At 63.3% G+C, this 7,001-nt stretch carries 7 protein-coding genes and 1 tRNA gene; 5 read left to right on the top strand and 3 right to left on the bottom strand.

The annotated features are described in order from the left end of the window. From smpB to B7X90_RS17430, 3 genes are all read left to right on the top strand, one after another. Positions 1 to 418, top strand: a 418-nt coding sequence (gene smpB / locus B7X90_RS17440) for an SsrA-binding protein SmpB (RefSeq protein ID WP_292626655.1), incomplete at its 5' end; no start/stop codon positions are given. A gap of 107 nt (positions 419 to 525) precedes the next feature. Next, positions 526 to 1,086 carry a DUF2062 domain-containing protein gene (locus B7X90_RS17435; RefSeq protein ID WP_292626654.1) on the top strand — a complete coding sequence of 187 codons (561 nt, stop codon included), beginning with the start codon at positions 526 to 528 and terminating at the stop codon, positions 1,084 to 1,086. Beyond that, positions 1,086 to 3,524 (top strand): response regulator, encoded by a 2,439-nt coding sequence (locus B7X90_RS17430; RefSeq protein WP_292626657.1) that lies wholly within the window; start codon positions 1,086 to 1,088, stop codon positions 3,522 to 3,524. The genes B7X90_RS17435 and B7X90_RS17430 overlap by 1 nt, the downstream gene beginning before the upstream one ends. 208 nt (positions 3,525 to 3,732) lie before the next feature. Here the strand turns inward: B7X90_RS17430 and B7X90_RS17425 are convergent, their stop codons facing one another. The 3 genes from B7X90_RS17425 to B7X90_RS17415 all read right to left on the bottom strand — a co-directional run bounded on the left by B7X90_RS17425 (position 3,733) and on the right by B7X90_RS17415 (position 6,302). Then, the gene (locus tag B7X90_RS17425; RefSeq protein ID WP_292626653.1) at positions 3,733 to 4,767 is read right to left on the bottom strand and encodes an oxidoreductase; all 1,035 of its coding nucleotides are present in this window, start codon (positions 4,765 to 4,767) and stop codon (positions 3,733 to 3,735) included. A 171-nt stretch (positions 4,768 to 4,938) separates the two neighbouring features. Next, positions 4,939 to 5,259 (bottom strand): DUF1905 domain-containing protein, encoded by a 321-nt coding sequence (locus tag B7X90_RS17420; protein ID WP_292626652.1) that lies wholly within the window; start codon positions 5,257 to 5,259, stop codon positions 4,939 to 4,941. Next, entirely contained in the window at positions 5,256 to 6,302 is a 1,047-nt protein-coding gene (locus B7X90_RS17415; RefSeq protein ID WP_292626651.1) for a peptidylprolyl isomerase, read from the bottom strand. Before B7X90_RS17415 ends, B7X90_RS17420 begins: the two co-directional genes overlap by 4 nt. An 89-nt stretch (positions 6,303 to 6,391) precedes the next feature. Here B7X90_RS17415 and B7X90_RS17410 point away from each other — a divergent pair. Together B7X90_RS17410 and B7X90_RS17405 are read left to right on the top strand one after the other, a co-directional pair. Beyond that, positions 6,392 to 6,482 (top strand) — tRNA-Ser (locus tag B7X90_RS17410). A 204-nt stretch (positions 6,483 to 6,686) separates the two neighbouring features. Further along, entirely contained in the window at positions 6,687 to 6,947 is a 261-nt protein-coding gene (locus B7X90_RS17405) for a hypothetical protein (RefSeq protein WP_292626650.1), read from the top strand. Positions 6,948 to 7,001: the final 54 nt, after the last annotated feature.

Genomic DNA, 7,001 nt, shown 5'->3' with positions numbered 1-7,001 from the left:
CTTCGAATACTTCATTGAAGAGAAGTACGAGGCGGGCATCTGCCTGACCGGCACCGAGGTGAAGTCCCTGCGCTTTGGCGAAGGCTCCATCGCCGAGGCCTATGCCGAAGTGAAGAACGGCGAGGTCTGGCTGGTCAATTCCAACGTGCCCGAATTCAGCCATGGCAACCGCAACAACCACGTGCCCAAGCGCCCGCGCAAGCTGCTGCTGAAGGAACGCCAGATCGCCAAGTTCCACGGCGCGGTAGAGCGCAAGGGCATGACGCTGGTCCCGCTCTCGATCTATTTCAACAGCCGCGGCCGCGCCAAAGTCGAACTCGCGCTGGCCAAGGGCAAGAACAACGCCGACAAACGCGCCACGATGAAGGACCGCGATTGGAAGCGCGACAAGGCCCGGATCATGAAGGATCACGGATAAGGCATTCAAAAGTGCGGCGCTTCACCTCTCGGAAAGCGCTAATAGTCTAGATGCGATCCCAAGGCCCGTGGCGGGGCAGGCGGTAAACGGGTAGAAGCAAGCGCACCATGTTCAAACGGATCGTCAAATGGGCGCGGGCCAACATGCCAACGCGCGAGCAGATGGAGCACAACCGCTTCGCTCGCCCGCTGGCCGCGCGCCATGAATTGTGGCGGTTTACAAGGCGTTCGGTGCCGCGCGGTGTGGCTGCCGGGCTGTTCATCGGCATCTTCGCACTGATCCCCGGTGTGCAGATCGTCGGCGCGGCCTTGATGTGCGTGCCATGCCGAGGCAACATCCCGCTCGCCGTGCTGATGACCTTCATCTCGATCCCGCCGACCACGCTCTTCGTGTTCCTTCCCGGTGCCATCGCCGTGGGCAACAGCTTCGGCTTCCACGCCGATTTTGCCACGGTCAGCAAGATGGTGACGGACGGGGCCAGTGTGAATGATTGGCTCGTCTGGCTGGGATCAGACGCCGCACCCTCGCTGGTGATCGGCCTGTTCCTGATCTCGGTGGTAGCGGCTGCGCTGGGTTACATGATCTCTGCGTTCGCGTGGCGCTGGTGGACCGCGCACAAGCGCAAGTCGCGCCATCTGCGCTTTCAGGCGCGGGACTTCCCCGACTGATGGCGGCACTGGGGGGCGAGGCTGACACGACCGGGGTGCAGGCGGCACCCTTGCGCGACTGGCTCCTGCTTGGCGGCGCGGTGATTGCCAGCGCTGGCGCGCTCTGGGCGGTTTCGGGGGAGCCGCTGGTTGTTGGCGGATTCCTTGGCGGCGTGGGCGTGATCGGTGCGGCGCTGCGGCTGGCCTATCGCCCGGCGCGCGCTGCTGTGACCCCAGATTTTGCCGCGCCCGACTGGTCCGTCACCAACGCGGCCATCGAAAGCACCGACACCGCCATAGCTATCACCGATCGCGCCGGAAGGCTGGCTTGCGCCAATGCCTTGATGGGCGAATGGTTCGGTACCGGAGCCGCGCCTCCGCGCTTGTCGCTCGACAAGGCGTCAGTCGAGGCTCTGGACGATGCCCTGCGTGCCGCGTGGCGCGATGGCAGTTCCAGAGCCGATGCGCTGACGTCGGCAAAGGGCACGTGGCGCGTTGAACTCAGCCGGGCCGGGCGGGGTGAGGACTTTCTGATCTGGCGCTTCATGCCAGTGGTCACGCAGAATCTGGTGGCGGACATGGCCGCGCATGTGGGTGGAAAGCTGGGCCGTGCGCTGGCACGTGAAAGCTTGCAGGCGGCGGTGGTGAACCCCGAAGGTACCGTACTCGCCGCCAACTCTGCCTTTGCTCAGCGCGCGACGGGCAATGCTGCCAGCGAGATGGCGGGCACCGACTTCGTCTCCTATCTTGCCAGCGACGATTCAGAGCGCGTGTTCTATGCCCGTGAAGGTGGCAAGGGCACGCCGGTGCGGCTGGTCCATTTGCCGGTGGCCGACCCGGACGGTATCGCCAATACAGACCCGGCGCGCACTGCATCGCTGTTCCTGTTGATCGACAACCAGCACAGCGTGGGCGACATCCGCGCTGGCCTGCCGCAGATCGAGGCGCTGCTCTCGCGCCTGCCGCTGGGTCTTGCCATGGCCGACCGCGACGGGCGCTTCCTCTTTGCCAACGCGGCGTTCCTGCGCGCTGCGGGGCATGAGGACACGATCCCGCCGCCGTACCCTGCGGACCTCGTGATCAAGGAAGACAAGGGCGCGCTGGTCGATGCGGTGCGCCGTTACGCGCAGGGGCAGGCGACGGCGGGAGACGTGGCGGTGCGGCTGCGCGCTTCGCCGGAAGAGCCGGTATCGCTCAGCCTTGCCGGGGTGCGCGGGCTGGGCGATGGCGCGGTACTGCTGAGTCTGAAAGATTCGTCGGAAGAGACCCGCCTCAAGCGCGAGATCGCGCAGGCGACCAAGATGCAGGCGGTGGGCCAGTTGGCGGGCGGCGTGGCGCACGATTTCAACAACGTGCTGACCGCGATCATCGGCTATTGCGACCTCATGCTGATGCGCCACACGCCGGGCGACAGCGATTATGACGACATCCAGCAGATCAAGGCCAACTCGAACCGCGCGGCATCGCTGACGCGGCAGTTGCTCGCCTTCTCGCGCCAGCAGACGCTGCGCCCGCAAGTGCTGCAACTGCCCGATGTAGTGGCTGAGGTTTCCGCGCTGCTCAAGCGGTTGATCGGCGAACGGATCACGCTGGAGGTGACGCACGACCGCGATCTGGGCTTTATCCGCGCCGACCCGACGCAACTGGAGCAGGTGCTGCTGAACCTTGCCGTCAACGCGCGTGATGCCATCAACGACAAGCTGGCCGCCAGCAGCGGGAAGGGTGCAGCGGGCGTCGTCAAACTGATGACCCGCCGCGTGACGGCGGCTGATGTGCGCGCGATGAAGAGCGAGATCCTGCCCATCGGCGATTACACCGCGCTGATGGTGGAGGACAACGGCCACGGGATCAAGCCGAACCAGATCGGCAAAATCTTCGAGCCGTTCTTCACCACAAAGGAGAAGGGTAAGGGCACGGGGCTTGGACTTTCCACCGTCTATGGCATCGTCAAGCAATCGGGCGGGTTCATCTTTGCCGAAAGCGAAGTGAGCAAGTTCACGCGCTTCAGCATATACCTTCCGGTCCACCATCCCGACGCTGCCGAAATCGCGCAGGCGGCCAAGCCAGTTGCGGCGGAACCTAAGCGGCAATGGTCGGGCGGGGGCAAAGTGCTGCTGGTGGAAGACGAGGACACCGTGCGTGCCGTGGCCGAACGCGCGCTGGTGCGGCAGGGTTTTGAAGTGACCACGGCGTCTGATGGCGAGGAAGGTCTTGAAGCCATCGGGCGCGGTGAATTCGACGTGGTCGTCTCTGACGTGGTCATGCCAACGATGGACGGCCCGGCGATGGCCCGCGAAATCCGTGCACTGAAGCCTGACCTGCCGTTCCTGTTCATGTCAGGCTATGCCGAGGAGCAGCTTCGGCGCGAGATCGACATTCCGAACATGCACTTTCTGGCCAAGCCGTTTTCTGTCCAGCAGATCTGCGAGGCGGTGGAAATGGTGCTGCGCGGGCGGTGATTTTGTTCAGGAAACGGGACGGTTTCCTGAAGGGGGTTTACACAGTTTACACAGTCCTGAGAAAGTAATTCAGGGGGCTTTGAGGGCGTGGTTTGACGCGCCTCGACCCGGCGGAAAGCACCGGGATTGCGAGGGTTTGCGCAGGCGATTGACGGTTCAAGGAGCGGCGCGGAGCCTGCCTTTGAACGCGGCTTGTAGGACAGTCGATTTACAACCGAAATGGCGGGACCGGCTGGGCCATGCCAGTGCGCGCCGCCTCTGCCGCTGCTTCCACCACAGCCATCACGGCGAGCGATTGTTCCGGGGTTATGTGCAATGGCGCGCCATCGAGTGCGGCGGCGATCCCGGCGTAGTAGCGGGGGTAATCGCCGGGCATCAGTTCTAGCGGATGGGCGGTACCTTCCGCATCGTGGCGGGTGACGGGATTGGCCTCGCGCCCCCAATCGGGCGCGCCGGGGCGCAGGCCGCTCAGCAACTGGCCTTCCTGCGGATCGAGGCCGTGCTTGATCAGGCTGCCTTCGGTGCCGTGGATGACGAAGCGAGGGGAGCCGCCCGCCACCAGCATTCCGGCGTGGAGCACGCAGCGCTTGTCAGGGTATTCCAGCACGACATGCGCCCAGTCATCGGTCTGCGCGCCGTCGCGCAGCGCGCCGAGGCTCGCCATCACGCGCTCTGGCAGGCCGAACAGGCATAGCGCCTGATCGACAAGATGCGGCCCGAGATCGGCCCAGACGCCGCTGCCGGGGCCGGGGTTCTCGCGCCAGCGATCGCGCACCGTGGGGCGGAAGCGGTCGAAGTGGCTTTCGAAGTGGGCGACTTTGCCGATCAGGCCTTCTTTGATGGCATTGGCGATGGTGAGGAAATCGCCATCCCAGCGGCGGTTGTGGAACACGCTGAGCAGCGTGCCGCGCTCACCTGCGTGGGTGGCGATCTGGCGGGCTTCGGCAAGCGTGAGGGCGAGGGGCTTGTCCACCAACAGCGCCTTGCCTGCGTCAATTGCGGCGTGGGCGAGGGGGGCGTGGCTATCGTTAGGCGTGGCGATGACGACGAGGTCTATTGCCGGGTCGGCGAGGACGGCGGCGATGTCTGCCTCAACGCGCATGTCGGGCAGGTCTGCGTGGACCTTTGACGGATCGCGGGAGACGACGGCGGCGAGGTTAAGGCCGGGTTCGGCCTGAATCAGTGGGGCGTGGAAGGTTTTTCCGGCGTAGCCGTAGCCGATGAGAGCGACGTTGTGGGGCAAGCTATGGTCCTTCGATCTTGCTAAATCGTAGTGCAGAAATGCAAGCGCCGTACACCCGCCCCCAACCCCTCCCTCAAGGGAGGGGAGCGAGACTTGCGCTTGGCTTGCCAAGCGTTAGTCGCAGCGGGGAGGGTTTCCAACGCTGTCGTATTTGCGATCCGCGTGGTCCGCTTAGAAGGTCAGCGTCAGCGCAAACGCTTCACCCTCGATCACCCCTTCGGCCTTGCGCACAGCGGCCTTGATGGGGACGATCCAACCCTGTTCCTTGCTGGGAAACGCCGAAGTGCGCCATGCGGTTTCGCCAACTTGTACGCCCAGCTTCACCGACCCCCAGCCCGAGCGGCGACCGGTTTCCAGACGGTGCATCAGCGCGGTGGCAGAGAGCGCCTCGCCTGCATCGCCATCGATGGTGACGAAGAACCAGTCGGTAGCATTTGGGCCGCCGGACCAGCGCCAGAGCGTGGCCTTCAGATCATAGGCAGTGTCGCTCATTTGCGGCGGCGGATGGGTACGGGCACGTTGCAGATGTCCACGCCGCCTGCGGGCTGGATGTAGAACGCATCGCGGCGATTGGCGCGGGCATCGGCATAGCGGGCGAAGCTGGTGCTTTCGGTGCCGAGATATTCGAACGCTGGCAGATCGGGCACATCGGTGCCGTTGCGGATGGAGCGGATCGGCGTGCGTTCGGGTGCGGTCTTGTAAAAGCCCAGATCGCCGGTGCCGCGCGGCAGGGTGGAGAGGTGCTCCATCCCCTCGATTACCCGTCCGACGACCGCAATGTTGCGATCAAGCTGGCGCGGGGCATGGCCGATAACGGCATAGAGTTCCGCGCCGGTGCCGGTGTCCGGCGGTTCGTTGCGGCCCACGCCGACGGTGCCGTAGCAGTGGACGGGCCAAACCGATGTGGGAACGCTGAACATCGCAGGAAAGCTTCGACCAGTCCGGCTGTCGGTAGTCATCTCGTTAACGTTCGCCAACGTCATGCCGACAGGAAAGCCGCCAACAAAACTGAATGCCTTGGAATATGGATCACTGAAACCATTCCAATTTGCGGGTGGAGGAGGCACTGGTACAAATTGATATTTTGCGTCTCTAATTTCTTGATCCCACCGCTTGGCAAACAATCCAACGGAATATGGGACTACATATTCGGACTGTGCAATGACCGACAGACTTCGAGGTAGCCGCTTGGCCTTCGTTTTGTCCTCGCCATCGGGGTCGCCCCACTGCACGACATAATTGTCCTGCGCGCGGTTGATCGAGGTGCCATCCCACCAGTGCGCGGCGGCGAGCTTGCGGATATTGCCGACCCACCCTTGGGAAAACGGCGCCGGCAGCAACTGGATCACCACGCGGCGCGGACGCTGTGCGGCATCGGGCGCAAGGTCCATCACAAGCAGATCGGCAGGGGCAATCGCCACCCAATCCGCAATGGGTGCAGCCTCCACGATCTGGGCAGGAGCAAGCGCCTTGGCAGGCGGCGTGGCAGGTTCGGGCGAGGCCGCAAGAGCGGCGAGCAAGGCGAGCAGCGACATATCTTCATCATTGCAGGAACCGACGCCTTGCGAAAGCAATCTTGTGCGGCTAGGGGGCCACTTCCAGAGCGTTTGGTTGATGCTCATGCGGAGCGGTGGCCGAGTGGTCGAAGGCGCACGCCTGGAAAGTGTGTATGGGTCAAAAGCTCATCGTGGGTTCGAATCCCACCCGCTCCGCCATTACCTTTTCCCGATCACAAACGTTTCCCAAAACCTTGAACGGAAAGGATAATTCAGGAGTTCGAACACCCTCATTCCAGTCGTATTCCAGATGAGAGTCTAGGACGAGCTTAAGCACTATGCGCCCTGCATACGCGCCCTCATCCGGTTTTTTGCTTGTTCCCCATTCTTGCGGCGAGCTTGTTCCGCCACGCTTGCGAGCAAATGCTCAACAAGCACGCTATCGCCGATCTTGCGCTCGCGCGTTCCGAACAGAGCCAACAGCGATTTTACAGCATGTCATCGCAGATCAGAAGCGAGCGCAATCGCTACTACGATATGTTGGAAGCCACCCAGAAAGGCAGCCTTGACGTAACCGCTTGGCTGCAATGGTTTTTAGATTGCCTTGAACGCACCATCGACCTTGCGGAGGAAACGCTTGCTGCGCGGCGACAACTACGATGGCCGGTTGAGCGGCGACTATGATGGCCGGTAGGATCGGTTGTCTGGTCTGATCGTAGGGAGGGGCGCAGCCCCGAC

It is taken from the genome of Novosphingobium sp. 17-62-19 (genome assembly GCF_002256775.1).
Classification (GTDB): Bacteria; Pseudomonadota; Alphaproteobacteria; order Sphingomonadales; family Sphingomonadaceae; genus Novosphingobium.
Note: the sequence above shows the minus strand (reverse complement) of the source record. Positions and strands in the feature narration are given on the sequence as shown.